Origin of the sequence: Pseudomonas sp. MYb185 (assembly GCF_002979975.1) — a bacterium.
In the GTDB taxonomy this organism is placed as follows: Bacteria; Pseudomonadota; Gammaproteobacteria; order Pseudomonadales; family Pseudomonadaceae; genus Halopseudomonas.
On the sequence record NZ_PCQD01000004.1, the window covers coordinates 43,659 to 56,786 of the forward strand.

Annotated in this window: 15 protein-coding genes; 9 read left to right on the forward strand and 6 right to left on the reverse strand. The window is 61.8% G+C overall.

The annotated features are described in order from the left end of the window. Positions 1–72 precede the first annotated feature (72 nt). The 5 genes from dcd (at position 73) to CQ007_RS07140 (ending at position 3,841) form a co-directional block, all read left to right on the forward strand. Positions 73–639, forward strand: coding sequence for a dCTP deaminase (dcd, locus tag CQ007_RS07120; RefSeq protein ID WP_105644604.1), 567 nt, complete (start codon positions 73–75; stop codon positions 637–639). Between the two features lie 116 nt (positions 640–755). Continuing rightward, the gene (locus CQ007_RS07125; RefSeq protein WP_105644606.1) at positions 756–1,184 is read left to right on the forward strand and encodes a universal stress protein; all 429 of its coding nucleotides are present in this window, start codon (positions 756–758) and stop codon (positions 1,182–1,184) included. A gap of 63 nt (positions 1,185–1,247) precedes the next feature. Then, a complete protein-coding gene (locus tag CQ007_RS07130) occupies positions 1,248–1,427 on the forward strand; it encodes a CsbD family protein (RefSeq protein ID WP_105644608.1) in 180 nt (59 codons plus the stop codon). Positions 1,428–1,532: 105 nt separating this feature from the next. Then, positions 1,533–2,249: a response regulator transcription factor gene (locus tag CQ007_RS07135; RefSeq protein ID WP_105644610.1), complete on the forward strand. Its 717-nt coding sequence runs from the start codon at positions 1,533–1,535 to the stop codon at positions 2,247–2,249. Further along, positions 2,246–3,841 (forward strand): ATP-binding protein, encoded by a 1,596-nt coding sequence (locus CQ007_RS07140; protein ID WP_105644612.1) that lies wholly within the window; start codon positions 2,246–2,248, stop codon positions 3,839–3,841. Before CQ007_RS07135 ends, CQ007_RS07140 begins: the two co-directional genes overlap by 4 nt. A 9-nt stretch (positions 3,842–3,850) precedes the next feature. Here the strand turns inward: CQ007_RS07140 and CQ007_RS07145 are convergent, their stop codons facing one another. The 3 genes from CQ007_RS07145 to CQ007_RS07155 form a co-directional block, all read right to left on the reverse strand. Further along, positions 3,851–4,474 (reverse strand): QsdR family transcriptional regulator, encoded by a 624-nt coding sequence (locus tag CQ007_RS07145; protein ID WP_105644614.1) that lies wholly within the window; start codon positions 4,472–4,474, stop codon positions 3,851–3,853. 219 nt (positions 4,475–4,693) lie between these two features. Continuing rightward, positions 4,694–5,551: an alpha/beta hydrolase gene (locus CQ007_RS07150; protein WP_105644616.1), complete on the reverse strand. Its 858-nt coding sequence runs from the start codon at positions 5,549–5,551 to the stop codon at positions 4,694–4,696. 246 nt (positions 5,552–5,797) lie between these two features. Next, positions 5,798–6,724, reverse strand: a complete 927-nt coding sequence (locus CQ007_RS07155; RefSeq protein ID WP_105645226.1) for a LysR family transcriptional regulator — start codon at positions 6,722–6,724, stop codon at positions 5,798–5,800. Positions 6,725–6,892: 168 nt separating this feature from the next. Here CQ007_RS07155 and rlmM point away from each other — a divergent pair, with 168 nt between their 5' ends. Together rlmM and tusA are read left to right on the forward strand one after the other, a co-directional pair. After that, positions 6,893–7,969, forward strand: a complete 1,077-nt coding sequence (rlmM, locus tag CQ007_RS07160; protein WP_105644618.1) for a 23S rRNA (cytidine(2498)-2'-O)-methyltransferase RlmM — start codon at positions 6,893–6,895, stop codon at positions 7,967–7,969. Positions 7,970–8,096: 127 nt separating this feature from the next. Beyond that, the gene (gene tusA, locus CQ007_RS07165; RefSeq protein ID WP_105644620.1) at positions 8,097–8,348 is read left to right on the forward strand and encodes a sulfurtransferase TusA; all 252 of its coding nucleotides are present in this window, start codon (positions 8,097–8,099) and stop codon (positions 8,346–8,348) included. Between the two features lie 15 nt (positions 8,349–8,363). On the opposite strand, the gene CQ007_RS07170 is transcribed toward tusA, so the two are convergent. Continuing rightward, positions 8,364–9,773 (reverse strand): MATE family efflux transporter, encoded by a 1,410-nt coding sequence (locus CQ007_RS07170; RefSeq protein WP_105644622.1) that lies wholly within the window; start codon positions 9,771–9,773, stop codon positions 8,364–8,366. Between the two features lie 63 nt (positions 9,774–9,836). On the opposite strand from CQ007_RS07170, the gene CQ007_RS07175 reads away from it, so the two are divergent. Both CQ007_RS07175 and pdxB read left to right on the forward strand, forming a co-directional pair. Continuing rightward, a complete protein-coding gene (locus tag CQ007_RS07175; RefSeq protein ID WP_105644624.1) occupies positions 9,837–10,373 on the forward strand; it encodes an elongation factor P hydroxylase in 537 nt (178 codons plus the stop codon). Positions 10,374–10,449: 76 nt separating this feature from the next. Next, entirely contained in the window at positions 10,450–11,607 is a 1,158-nt protein-coding gene (gene pdxB / locus CQ007_RS07180) for a 4-phosphoerythronate dehydrogenase PdxB (RefSeq protein WP_105644627.1), read from the forward strand. Here the strand turns inward: pdxB and CQ007_RS07185 are convergent. After that, complete coding sequence (locus CQ007_RS07185; protein WP_105644629.1) at positions 11,590–11,778, reverse strand: PA1571 family protein; 189 nt, start codon at positions 11,776–11,778, stop codon at positions 11,590–11,592. The genes pdxB and CQ007_RS07185 overlap by 18 nt on opposite strands. A gap of 292 nt (positions 11,779–12,070) precedes the next feature. After that, on the reverse strand, positions 12,071–12,964 hold the full coding sequence (gene htpX, locus CQ007_RS07190; RefSeq protein ID WP_105644631.1) for a protease HtpX: 894 nt from the start codon (positions 12,962–12,964) through the stop codon (positions 12,071–12,073). Positions 12,965–13,128: the final 164 nt, after the last annotated feature.

Sequence of the window (13,128 nt, forward strand, 5' to 3'; positions counted from 1 at the left end):
GGCGGGCTTTAGTGTCCGCTCAATACCCGGTAATATGCAGCGTCTTTCTAACGCTTGGATCAGAACACGCCCATGACTATCAAATCGGATCGTTGGATACGTCGCATGTCGCAGGAATGCGGCATGATCGAACCCTTTGTCGAGCGCCAGGTGCGTGGCGAGGAAGGTCAGCGGGTGATTTCCTATGGAGTGTCCAGCTACGGCTACGATGTGCGCTGCGCCGACGAGTTCAAGGTGTTCACCAATATTCATTCGGCCACGGTGGACCCCAAGCACTTCGATGAAAAGAGCTTTGTCGATGTGAAGAGCGATGTGTGCATCATCCCGCCGAACTCCTTCGCGCTGGCGCGCACCGTCGAGTATTTCCGTATTCCGCGCAACGTGCTGACCATCTGCCTGGGCAAGAGCACCTATGCGCGCTGCGGCATCATCGTCAACGTCACCCCGCTGGAGCCGGAGTGGGAAGGCCACGTGACCCTGGAGTTCTCCAACACCACCACGCTGCCGGCGAAAATCTACGCCAATGAAGGCGTGGCACAGATGCTGTTCTTCGAATCCGACGAGGACTGTGAAGTGTCCTACAAGGATCGCGGCGGCAAGTACCAGGGCCAGCGCGGTGTGACCCTGCCGCGCGCCTGAGGCCGGCTCCCCTCGAAGTCGGCTTTTCCCGCGTCCTGTTGACGCAGATCAAATGCGCGGCGGCGCTTTAGCAGCTATGCTCTGAAAAGAACAGCACGATAACAAGGGGAGTAGCTATGCAGAACGTATTGGTTCCATTCGACGGCTCGGAGTCCGCCAAACGGGCAGTGGCATACCTGGTGGAGTTTTCCAAGGCCTATCCAGATATCCAGGTGCATCTGCTGAACGTGCAGCGCGAGCCCAACCTCTATGGCAACTATGTGCCGGCGGCCATGCTCGATGACCTGCGCAAGGGTGCGATGAATCATGCGCAGAAGGTCAATGCCGAGGCGGTTCAAATGCTGCAGGCGGCGGCCATCAGTCACCAGACCCATGAGGTGGTGGGCGATGTGGTTACCGAAGTGGTCGCGGCGGTGAAGCGCCTTGGCTGCACTACCGTGGTAATGGGTACCCGCGGCATGGGCAGCCTGGGCAATCTGGTGATGGGGTCGGTCGCCACTCGCGTGGTGCACGATGTGCCGGTGCCGGTACTGCTGGTGAAATAAATGCAACATCTGAACGCTTCGCCTTGTCCAAACAGTTGTAGCGGACAATACGAGGTTCAGATCATGGGTAGCACCACAGACAAAATCAAAGGCAAGGCCAACGAGATGGTCGGCAAGGTCAAGCAGAGCAGCGACAAGCCGAGTACTCGTGCCGAAGGTCACATGCAGGAACGGAAGGGCGAAGCCCAGCAGGTCAAGGGCAAGGTGAAGGAAAATCTGAAGGACCGGATCGACAAGGCCTGATCCAGCTCTGCAGCTCCAAGATGAAAGGTCGGCAAGGTGCCGGCCTTTTTTATTGCTGATGATACAATCTGCGGCCACCTCCGGAAGTAACCCAAGGGTAACGGAATGCACGCAGAGAAAGAACGAATCGTCATCGTTGAAGATGATGCGAAGCTTGCCGCTCTGATTGGCGAGTTTCTGCAGTCCCAGGGCTTGCAGATCGATTTGATCGACGATGGGGCCAGGGCTGTCGAACGAATCCTTGCCCATCCGCCATCGCTGGTCGTGCTTGACCTGATGCTGCCGGGGGAGGATGGCCTGTCGGTATGTCGGCGCCTGCGCGAGGCGGGGTTTGCCCGGCCGATTCTGATGCTCACCGCCCGCAGCGACGACCAGGACCATATCCAGGGGTTGGAAACCGGTGCCGACGACTTCGTCAACAAACCGGTGCGTCCGCAGGTGTTGCTGGCACGCATTCGTGCCCTGCTGCGGCGTACCGAGGCGGAGACGCCAGAGCAGCAGCGCACGCGCCTGACCTTTGGTGCGCTGGTCATCGACAACGCCCGGCGTGAAGCCTGGCTGGACGGTGAACTGATTGACCTGACCGGTGCCGAGTTCGATCTGCTGTGGTTGCTGGCCAGCAATGCCGGCCGCATTCTCAGCCGCGAGGAAACCTTTGTCGCTCTGCGCGGGATCGAATACGACGGCCAGGACCGCTCCATTGACGTGCGCATCTCGCGCATTCGTCCGAAGATCGGTGATGATCCGGATATGCCACGGTTGATCAAGACAGTGCGCAGCAAGGGCTACCTGTTCGTTGCGCCGGAACCGGGTACGCCGTGAACTCGATCTTCCTGCGCATCTATGGCGGCATGCTGCTGGTGCTGGTCACCGTGTCGCTGCTGGCACTGCTCGCCATTCATCAGATCAATGGCATCCGTGCCGAGGATTACCGCGAACGTATCGCCAGCGGCACCTTCCGGCTGATGGCTGACAACCTGCAGCCGATGGATGACTCGGAACGCCGGCAGGTAATGAACGTATGGCAGCGGCTGCTGGGCGTGCCGCTGCATATCCAGACATTGCCCGAGTTGCAGCTCGACTCCGCCGCCTGGTCGAAACTGATCCAGGGCCGGGTGCTGGTGCGCCCCACCGACAATGACGAAGTCCGCGTTCTGGTGCTGGTGGATATGCAGGGCGAGGCGGTGCTGACCGCCGATATTCAGCGTGTATCCGAGCAATTGGGCCGTGCCACGCTGTTTCTGATTGCCGATGAACTGATCCGCCGTCCCGAGTCGGATATGCCGGCGCGCCTGCAACAGCTGCGCCGGCAAAAGGGCTTCGGTTATCCGCTGCAATTGAGTCGGGTGCGCGAGTCGGGTCTGGATCCGGACCAGCTGCGGCGGCTGGATGAAAGCGACACCGTGATGGCCCTGGGGCCGGATGGCGATTCGATCCTGCTGTACCTGAAGATTCCCAGCACCCAGTGGATACTGCAGTTGGGGCCACTGTATCAGATGAGTGCCTATCCGCCTGAGTTGCTGATGATCATGGGGCTGCTGACATTGATGCTCACCGGCCTGCTGATCTATCTGCTGGTGCGCCAGCTGGAGCGGCGGTTGATGACCCTGGAAAGCGCGGCGGTGAATATCAGTCGTGGCAATCTGGATTTCCGGGTGGATATGGATAGCCCTGATTCGGTTGGCCGCCTGGCACGGGCCTTCAACGAAATGGCCGATCACCTGCAGCGACTGATGCGCATCCAGCGCGAGACCCTGGGCGCGGTCTCGCATGAGCTACGCACACCGGTCGCGCGTCTGCGCTTTGGCCTGGAAATGCTCGAGAGCGCACAGACCGGCGACGACCGCAGGCGTTTCATCGAAGGCATGGATGGCGACCTCAGCGAGCTGGACCGCCTGGTCGATGAGATCCTCACCTATGCGCGGCTGGAGCAGGGCGCTCCGGCGATCACCATGAAAGGGACCAACATCCCGCGCATGGTCGAGCATGTCATGGCCGAGCTGGCGCCGCTCGATGCCAACATCCATCTGGAGCACATCGATAATTCCTGGGGCCTGGGGCGGCATATCGATGCCGAGCCACGCTACATGCAGCGGGCCATCACCAATCTGGTCAGCAATGCCATGCGCCACGCCGGCAGCCAGGTGAAGATCACCACTCGGGTGCAACACGGCATGTGCCGGATCTCCATCGAGGATGATGGGCCGGGCATCCCGGAGCCCTACCGGGAAAAGATCTTCACCCCGTTCATGCGCATGGACCTGAGTCGTACGCGTGCATCGGGTGGCTATGGTCTGGGGTTGTCGATCGTGCGGCGCATCATGTTCTGGCATGGCGGCCGGGCCCGGGCGGAGGGGTCGCAGGCTCTGGGTGGAGCCTGCTTCATCATAGAGTGGCCGCTGCGTCGGCGCTGACTGCGCCGCTCAGCGGGTGTGGCCGTTGACCAGCAGGCGAAATGCCTGGCCGGCGCGCTCGGGGTCAGGTGTACGACCGCAGATCAGGTCGCAATAGATCGCGCCTTCGCCGATACGGATGATGAAATAGGCCAGACTGTTGGCGTCCATTTCCGGGTTGATACGTCCGGCTTCGATCTCTTCCTCGAACAGCGCTTCCCACTCATCGATCAGACGTTGCTGCAATCCCGAGACATTGGAGGTCAGCAGTTGCAGCCCCCACTGCGGCTCGGCGGCGAGAAAATCATGCATGGGTTTGGCATTGATCAGCGCCACGTTCACGTCGGTGTAGATCTGTCCGAGAAAGTCGATGCCGCGCTTCGGGTGGTCGATTCTCGCTTTCTCGATTGCCTGATCGTAGATGCCCTTGTACAGCGACCAGAGAATCTCGCCCATCAGCAGGTCCTTGTTGCCTACCCAGCGCATCAGGGTAGCGCGGCCAATCCCCAGTTCTTCGGCCAGCAGCGACAGGTTCAGACGACGGCCTTCCAGCCACCAGCGGCGCGCCATGCGAAAGGCGCTCAACGGCGTGGCTCGCTCGTCGGATTTGCGTTGTGACAGGGCCATGGACAGGGGGGTGGGTTGCATGCTCATAGGATTGGCGTCTTCCATATTGTACTTTTTAAATATAATAGTAGCGGGATGATACCAAGGATAAAAGTGTCCCGTCCATGACCGAATGGCAGAGGACCGCTCGGTCGGCCAAGCCGTTTCCTTGATGAGTCAGACTTGCTATCAGCGAGACGGTATGGGGTAACGAAAAAAGGCCGGCCACCCTCAGGGTGGCCGGCCTTGCTGTCCGCGCTGCGCGGTCTAGTTGATACCTTTGCGTCGCACGTCCCAACGGCTGTCGCTGCACAGACCGCAATTGCTGCCATAGAACAGGCTTTCGGCGCTCTGATCGTCCATCAGGTGATAACGCATCCAGGCTGTGGATGGCCCCCGGTAGTCGCCGCCATTGCCCACCGGCTCGAAGTGGCTGACCGAGCGGCGCTCGCCCCAGAACACCGGTACGTTGGCGCGGTTGTATACCGGTAGGGCATTCAGGGTGGGCGAGGCGATGGTGTCGCCGCCACCCGTCATCAGGAACATCGGGCCGCTCTGGTTGCTTTGCGATGAGCTGCGATGACCGAGACCGATGGTGTAGGGCTGGAAGGGTGCGGTCGCGGTTATCCGGCTGTCCTGACCGGCCATGATGCTGCCGCCGCCACCCTGGGAGTGGCCAGCGGTAGCGACCCGGTTGACGTCCAGCTTGCCGGCGAAAGTGCCGGTACTGCGGCCATTCTGGTCAACCAGATAGTCCAGGCAGGAGATCATCTGCTCGCCGCTGCCGGCATTGGAGGTGCGCGCCGCCGCGACGACGAAGCCATGGCTGGCCCAGTGTTGCAGCAGGTTGCTGTAGGTGCTTGGCGAGCTGCCGGTACCATTGCCCCAGAGGATGATCGGATGACGCAGGCCGTTTTCGCCCAGAGTACGCGGGCGGTACACGGCACAGGTGGTATTGACGTTGCTGTTGGTGACCGAGAATGGGCCGCTGGCGGCAAAGTCGGAGACGCCGGGGAAGCCGGAGCCAGTATCTGGATCGGGGCTGCCGGGGTTGACGGCCAGGGCGCTGGCGGATAGCAGCATGCCCAGGGCCAGGCTGGTCAACTTGAATGCAGGTGCTTTCATGATCGAGTCTCTTGTTGGTTTCTTATAGGGATAGTGAACGGGCAGCCCGGATCACCCAGCTACGACGCCCAGTTCGAGACAAACCCTAGACTCTGTTTATGAAGGCGACACTCGCCTATAAGGGTGAAAATCGAGACATCATGACGGCGATCTCATTCTGAGTGAGTCGTCTCGCTTGTGTGTCTAAGTGCCATCATGAGACGTTTGTATTCGTTAGCGGCACGCATGACGGCGCCGTGTTCCGTTCTATCCAGCCAGGTTCTTTGCCGTTACCCCTTCCAGCGTGGCGAAGGAAATATCCTTGGCCGTCAGCAGGAAATCCTGCATGTAAGACATATCCAGCATGTCCTCCCGTACCGCGGCATACAGCGTACCGAACAGTCCCTCGCTGCCCAGCCGCCGCGCGCTGACATAGCCGCGTTGCAGGTACTCGGTGATGGCCCAGTTCGGCAGGCAGCATACGCCTCGCCCCGAGGCCACCAGTTGCATCATCATGATGGTCAGCTCCGCGTTGCGTACATCTGCGGGCTCGACTCCGGCCGGGTCGAGGAACTGGCTGAAGATATCCAGCCGGTTGCGCTCCACCGGATAGCAGATCAGGGTTTCGCTGGCCAGGTCCCGGGGCTCGATATGGCTGCGGCTGGTCAGTGGATGCTGGTTGCCGATCGCCAGTACCGCTTCGTAGGTGAACAGCGGCACATAGCTGATGCCGGCGATATCCTGCGGGTCGGAGGTCACCACCAGGTCCAGCTCGCCCCGGGCCAGTGCCGGCAGGGGAGCGAAGAAGTAGCCCGAGGCAAAGTCCACTTCGACCTCGGGCCAGGCATTGCGGAACTGATCGATGGTTGGCATCAGCCATTGGAAGCAGCTGTGGCATTCGATGGCCATGTGCAGGCGCCCGGCCTGGCCACCGGACAGACGTTGCAGGTCGCGTTCGGCCTGCCGCACCTGCGGCAGCAGGTTATCCGCCAGCCGCAGCAGGCGTAGCCCGGCACTGGTGAAGTGTACCGGTTTGGTCTTGCGCACGAACAGCGTGGTGCCCAGGCGTTGTTCCAGATCCTTGAGCTGGTGGGACAGGGCGGACTGGGTCAGATGCAGCCGCTCCGAGGCTTCCACCAGGCTATCCGCCTCGCGGAGGGTGACAAGCGTGCGCAGGTGGCGTAGTTCTAACATGGCGGCGGCCTCTAACATGAGCGAAATCGAAGTTTATCATTTATATGATGAGTTTCATTCAGTGCTGGCCCGAAGCCGGGGCACATTTCTGCCGATGGGCAGCTGCCGCTGGCCTGATACCCCTCGGCAGCGTTAGAGTAGCGCCCCTTACCAGCGCAGGGGTTTGTCATGCAGGAATTGTTATTGCACTGCCGTCCGGGTTTTGAAAGTGAGGCTGCCGCTGAAATGCAGGCGCTGGCAGGGGAGCAGGGGATTGCCGGCTATGCGGTTACCGCGGATGGCTCGGCCGTGGTGCGTTTCGTCTGCCCGGAAGAAGGAGATGCCGGTAGGCTGATGCGCAAGCTGGATTTTCGCCAGTTGATCTTCGTCCGCCAATGGGCGCTGGGCAGTTGGCTGGAGGTGCCGGCAGAGGATCGCATCTCGCCGATCATCACTGCCTGTGCCAAGGGGCCGATCGCATCGCAGCTATGGCTGGAAACCGCCGACACCAATGATGGCAAGGCGCTGGCGGCGCTGACCAAGAAGCTTGGCCGCCCGCTGGAAAGCGCATTGACCAAGACCCGCTTCGTGCGTCCGGCCAAGGCCGAGGCGCCGCGCCTGCATGTGTTCTTCGACAGTGGCGAACGGCTGTTCGTCGGCTGGTCCTGGGCGAACAACGCCGCCGCCTGGCCGATGGGTATCCCGCGCCTGAAATTCCCCCGCGAGGCGCCCAGCCGCTCGACCCTCAAGCTGGAGGAGGCCTGGCATCATTTCATCCCGCGTGACGAGTGGGATAGCCGGCTGGCGCCGGGCATGACCGCGGTGGATCTGGGCGCTGCACCCGGCGGCTGGACCTGGCAACTGGTCAACCGTCATATGAAGGTCACTGCGGTGGACAATGGCCCCATGGCCAAAAACCTGATGGACAGCGGCCAGGTGGAGCATGTGCAGGCCGATGGCTATCTGTTCAAACCGAAGAAGCCGGTACAGTGGATGGTCTGCGATATCGTCGACAAGCCAGCGCGCAGCAGCGCACTACTGTCCCGCTGGCTGACCCGCGGCTGGTGCCGTGAGGCGATCATCAACTTCAAGTTACCGATGAAGCAGCGCTACCGGGAAGTCATGCAGTGTCTGGAGCACGTGCAGGATGCGCTGGATGCCGCTGACATCCGTGCGACGATCGCCTGCAAGCAGCTGTATACGGACCGCGAGGAAGTCACCTGTCATGTGCGGGTGCTGCATGCGGGTAGCTACCGGGTGCAATAGTCCGTGATGCCTGCCGGTCTTATCGCGGCGGCCCGCTGCGATGCGGACCCGGTCCCGGTCCCGGTAACTGGTAAGAGCCAATGCTTTTGCGGATAATCCCCGTATCGCAATACAGGACCAGCCGTACATGAGTAACGCCGTATCCCCACCTTCAGCACAACTCGATGCCCGCGGGCTGTTCTGCCCGGAGCCGGTCATGCTGTTGCACAATGCCGTGCGTGACCTGCCGGCGGGTGAATGTCTGGAAGTGCTGGCTACGGACCCGTCGACCCAGCGCGATATTCCGCGCTTCTGCAGTTTCCTCGGCCACCAGTTACTGGAGCAGCAGGAAGTGGCAGGGGAGTTCCGCTACCTGATCCGCAAGGGCGGCGCCGACTGACGACGCCATCACGGCTCACTTGCGCAGCAGGTGACTGCTGTCCAGCGGGAACTGGCGCTTGCGCCGTCCACCGACCACCGCCAGGCGGATCGACAGGAACAGCGCCGCGGCTGTCAGCCCGATGATCAATCCCTTCCAGAACCCCGCCGGCCCCTGCGCCGGTCCGAGCAGGTCGGTCAGTCCCAGCACATAGCCGCTGGGCAGTCCGATCAGCCAGTAGGCGACCATGGTCAGCAGCATCGGTATGCGGGTGTCCTGATAACCACGCAGCGCACCGGCACAGGCCACCTGCACCGAGTCGGAGAACTGATACAGCGCGGCATAGAACAGCAAACTGGTGGCCAGCGCCAGCACCTGCGGGTCGTTGGTATAGATGTGTGGCAGCAGATCCGCCGCCAGATAGATGCTGCCCGCCGCCAGGGTGGCAAATACCAGTGACACGGCAATGCCGACCTTGGCTGCGAACAATCCGGCACGGGCACCCTGCATGCCGAGGTTGTGGCCTACCCGCACGGTGATCGCCAGGCCCAGGCTGAAGGGCACCATGAATACCAGTGACGTGAAGTTCAGGGTCACCTGGTGACTGGCCACCACGACGGCACCCAGGCTGCCGATCAGCAGGGCGATCAGGGCGAACATGCTGGTTTCGGAAAACAGCGAAATACCGATCGGCAGGCCCAGGCTCAGGAGGCCGCGCTGCACCGTCCAGCGCGGCCACTCGAAGCGTTCGAACAGGCGGCAGGCGTCATAGATCCTGGAACGCTTGAGGTAGATCAGCATGCAGCCAAGCATGAACCACATCACCACGGTGGTGGCCACGCCGCAGCCGACCCCGCCCATGGCCGGGAAGCCGAGCTTGCCATAGATCAGCACGTAATTGACCGGGACGTTGAGGATGAGGCCGAGAAAACCGATTACCATGCTCGGCTTGGTACGTGACATGCCATCGGTGAGGCCGCGCAGTGCCTGGTACATGCCGATGGCCGGAAAGCCCAGCGCTACGGCCTGCAGATAGGCGACTGTCTTGGGCATCAAGGATGGATCGACCTGCGCCCAGTACAGCGCCGGCTCCACAGCGCACAGCGCCAGCCCGGCGAGGATGCCCAGGCACAGGCCCAGCCAGAGCCCCTGACGCACCAGCGGTCCGCTGTCCTCCGGTCGGCCGGCACCGCTGCTGGCGGCCACCTTGGAGGTGATGATCATCAGTACGCCGGTCAGGAACAGGAAGGTCGGGACCCAGAACGAATTGCCCAACGCCACCGCGGCGAGGTCCACGGCACTGACCCGGCCGGCCATGGCCGTGTCCACAAAACCGATGAGGGTGTGCGACATCTGCGCGGCGATGATCGGCAGCGCAAGCCAGATCAGCGCACGCAATTCTGTTACACTGCGGCGCCAACGGGAGGGGGTATCCTGGGTAGTCATCTGCTACTGCATCTGGGAAAAGCAGCCCATCCTATCAATTTGCCGGGTATTGTCCACCACTCGATGAAACACGATTGCCAGGATCTGATCCGCCTGTTCGCCGGCTGTTTTGCCGCACAGTACAACACCCGATTGGTCGGCGGAGCAGCAGAGCCGATCTACCTGCCGGCCGATGCGCAGGAGTCGATGCATCGCATCGTCTTCACCCGTGATTACTACCGTAGTGCGTTGCATGAGATCGCCCATTGGTGTGTGGCCGGAGAGGCCCGCCGGCAGTTGGTCGACTTCGGCTACTGGTATGCACCAGATGGCCGCAGCAGCGCACAGCAGGGCGCCTTCGAGCAGGTCGAGGTCAAGCCGCAGGCGCTGGAGTGGCTGTTCTGCGAGGCGGCCGGCCACAGCTTCCGGGTCAGCCTGGACAACCTCAGTGGCGAAGCCACCGATTCCACCCCATTCAAGCTGCGCGTCATCGAGCAGGTGCAGCACTATCTGGACAACGGTATCCCCCAGCGGGCGGCCGCCTTTGTCGATGCGCTGCTGGAGTACTACCGTCCCGGCGCCGCACTGGATAGCCAGGCCTTCTGCATCGATCACCTGTGAGCGGCCACGCTCGGCGCCAGGCTGGACAGATGGCGGATGCCTTCCGACAATGAAGTCAAACCCTGGGAGCAGAGTCATGCACATAGTCGCTGACGAAAACATTCCATTGCTGGATGAATTTCTCACCGGATTCGGCCGCCTGACCCGGCTGCCGGGACGGCTGATCGACCACACCTCGGTGAAGGATGCGGATGTGCTGCTGGTGCGTTCGGTAACCCGGGTCAGCGCAGCGATGCTGGCCGGCACGCCGGTGCGTTTCGTCGGCACCTGCACCATTGGCACCGACCACCTGGACCTGCCGGGACTGGCGGCGGCAGGTATCGAGGTTGCCAGTGCCCCGGGCTGCAATGCCCGTGGGGTGGTGGAGTATGTGCTGAGCTGCATGCTGACATTGGCCGAGCGCAGCGCCAGGCCCTGGCAGGACAGGACCGTCGGCATCGTCGGCGTCGGTGAAGTGGGTAGCCGGCTGGCAACCACGCTGCAGGCGCTGGGCATCGATTGCCTGCTCTGCGATCCTCCCCGCGCGGAGCGAGGGGAGGAGGGGTTTGTCGCCCTGGATGAACTGATCAGCCGCTGTGATGTGATCAGCTGCCATGTGCCGCTGACCTCCAGTGGTGCGCATGCCACCCACCATCTGCTCGACGAGCAGCGCCTGCGTGCGCTGCGTCGCGGTACCTGGCTGATCAACAGCAGCCGCGGACCGGTGATCGACAACATCGCCCTGTACCGGGTGCTGCAGCAGCGCGATGACCTGCTGGTGGCGCTGGACGTCTGGGAAACCGAGCCGCTGGTCGACCCGCGGTTGGCGGCCCGCTGCGCGCTGGCGACACCGCATATCGCCGGTTACAGTCTCGACGGCAAGTTGCGTGGCACCGTGCAGGTCTATCAGGCCCTGTGCAGTTTCCTCGAGGCGCCGGCGAGTTTCAGCCTGGAACAGCTGGCGCCGCGTACCGGGGCGGGGGAGTGGCAGGTGGAACCTGGCGCGCCGCCGGACTGGCTGCTGGCCAAGGCGTTGCGTCAGGTATATGACGTGCGGGATGACGATGCCCGGCTGCGCGCCATGCTGGGGGCGGCGGAGTCGGAACAGGCCAGTCGGGAGGGGTTCGATCGGTTGCGCAAGGATTATCCCCTGCGTCGTGAATGCAATCTGCTGCGTATCAGGACCGCCGCGTCCGAGCCGCAGGCGGCCCGGAGACTGCTGGCGGCAGGTTTCGTGTTAGCGGCTGGCGACTGAACGGGGCGCTACCCATTGCTGGTCCAGTTCTTCACAGGCTTGCTGGATCATGCGTTCGGTAATGGCAATCTCCCGACCGTGCTCATCCACCAGATAGCCCCGTGCCTGCAGAGACGGGCGGGGCAGGTGATCGGTCAGGGAACGCTGCTTCTGCTGTACCTGTAGACTCATGGATTTTCTCCAAATCAGTTCTCATCGGGTAAGGTGTCGGCAGCTCTGCGGTGCCTGACACAAAGCAAAGCATAGACCAGTCTTGTGACTGCGGGATGACAGAAAATATCCTGGAAAGCCTTGTCTGGAGCCGGCTGCAGGCCTCTGGTACGGGCCGTCATGCTGAGATCGGTCCTCCAGGGTCAAGCGCAACCGCAATAGAATCAGGGAGTTGCTTGCTTAAGCTGCAGTAGAAGCTGAAAAGCAAAACCCCCGCAGCAGGGCGGGGGTCTATTTACCGCTCGGCTGCTGTTCAGCGATAGTTGCCGGCGCGCAGGGCGGCGATGCGCTGCTCCAGCGGCGGATGGGTCATCAGCAGGCCGGCCAAGCCGTTCTTCAGGTTGCCGTTGATGCCGAAGGCGGTCATTTCGCCGGGCATTTCCACCGGGATGCCCTGTTCGGCGCGCAGTCGTTCCAGTGCGGCGATCATGTTGCCGCTGCCGGTCAGCTGTGCCGCCGCCGCATCGGCGCGGAATTCACGCTGACGGGAGAACCACATGACGATGATGCTGGCCAGGATACCGAGGATTATTTCGGCGAAGATGGTCGCGATAAAATAGCCGATACCCGGGCCGCTGCCCTCGTTCTTGAACACCGCACGGTCAACGAAGTTGCCGATGATGCGGGCAAAGAACATCACGAAGGTGTTCACCACACCCTGGATCAGGGTCAGAGTGACCATGTCGCCGTTAGCGACGTGGCCGATCTCATGGGCCATGACCGCTTTGATTTCATTCGGGCTGAAACGCTGCAGCATGCCCTCGGACACGGCTACCAGTGAAGCGTTCTTGTTCCAGCCGGTGGCAAAGGCGTTGGACGCCCGTGACGGAAAGATACCGACTTCCGGCATGCCGATATTGGCATCTCTGGCCAGTTCGGCCACGGTATCAACCAGCCATTGCTCCTGACGGGTCTGCGGTTGAGTGATCACCCGCGTGCCGGTACTGCGTTTGGCCATCCATTTGGACAGGAACAGGGAAACGAAGGAACCGGCGAAACCGATCACTGCACAGAAGATCAACAGCGCGGTCAGGTTCATCCCACCCTGGCCGTCATGGATACTCCCGACGCCAAGCAGGCTCAGGGTAATGCTGGCAACCAGGACGATGGCAAGGTTGGTCGCCAGGAAAAGCAGAATACGCATCATGTTAAGTGAAGCTCCTATGGATACCTGGGGAGTATATTTGGGGCTGGCGGCGCGGGATTCAATCGACAGTCTGTTTCAAAGCGTGTCGGGTTGAGTTGCTTCCAGCAGCCCCGGGTTGTCGAGCGCCTGCTCGACGGCAGGTTTCAGCGCGCCGGGAGCAGCAG

Excerpts from the sequence above, each read along its gene's own strand:
- dcd (WP_105644604.1), top strand. The coding sequence starts at position 73 with ATGACTATCAAATCGGATCGTTGGATACGTCGCATGTCGCAGGAATGC.
- CQ007_RS07125 (WP_105644606.1), top strand. The coding sequence starts at position 756 with ATGCAGAACGTATTGGTTCCATTCGACGGCTCGGAGTCCGCCAAACGG.
- CQ007_RS07130 (WP_105644608.1), top strand. The coding sequence starts at position 1,248 with ATGGGTAGCACCACAGACAAAATCAAAGGCAAGGCCAACGAGATGGTC.
- CQ007_RS07135 (WP_105644610.1), top strand. The coding sequence starts at position 1,533 with ATGCACGCAGAGAAAGAACGAATCGTCATCGTTGAAGATGATGCGAAG.
- CQ007_RS07145 (WP_105644614.1), bottom strand. The coding sequence starts at position 4,474 with ATGAGCATGCAACCCACCCCCCTGTCCATGGCCCTGTCACAACGCAAA.
- CQ007_RS07150 (WP_105644616.1), bottom strand. The coding sequence starts at position 5,551 with ATGAAAGCACCTGCATTCAAGTTGACCAGCCTGGCCCTGGGCATGCTG.
- CQ007_RS07155 (WP_105645226.1), bottom strand. The coding sequence starts at position 6,724 with ATGTTAGAACTACGCCACCTGCGCACGCTTGTCACCCTCCGCGAGGCG.
- rlmM (WP_105644618.1), top strand. The coding sequence starts at position 6,893 with ATGCAGGAATTGTTATTGCACTGCCGTCCGGGTTTTGAAAGTGAGGCT.
- tusA (WP_105644620.1), top strand. The coding sequence starts at position 8,097 with ATGAGTAACGCCGTATCCCCACCTTCAGCACAACTCGATGCCCGCGGG.
- CQ007_RS07170 (WP_105644622.1), bottom strand. The coding sequence starts at position 9,773 with ATGACTACCCAGGATACCCCCTCCCGTTGGCGCCGCAGTGTAACAGAA.
- CQ007_RS07175 (WP_105644624.1), top strand. The coding sequence starts at position 9,837 with ATGAAACACGATTGCCAGGATCTGATCCGCCTGTTCGCCGGCTGTTTT.
- pdxB (WP_105644627.1), top strand. The coding sequence starts at position 10,450 with ATGCACATAGTCGCTGACGAAAACATTCCATTGCTGGATGAATTTCTC.
- CQ007_RS07185 (WP_105644629.1), bottom strand. The coding sequence starts at position 11,778 with ATGAGTCTACAGGTACAGCAGAAGCAGCGTTCCCTGACCGATCACCTG.
- htpX (WP_105644631.1), bottom strand. The coding sequence starts at position 12,964 with ATGATGCGTATTCTGCTTTTCCTGGCGACCAACCTTGCCATCGTCCTG.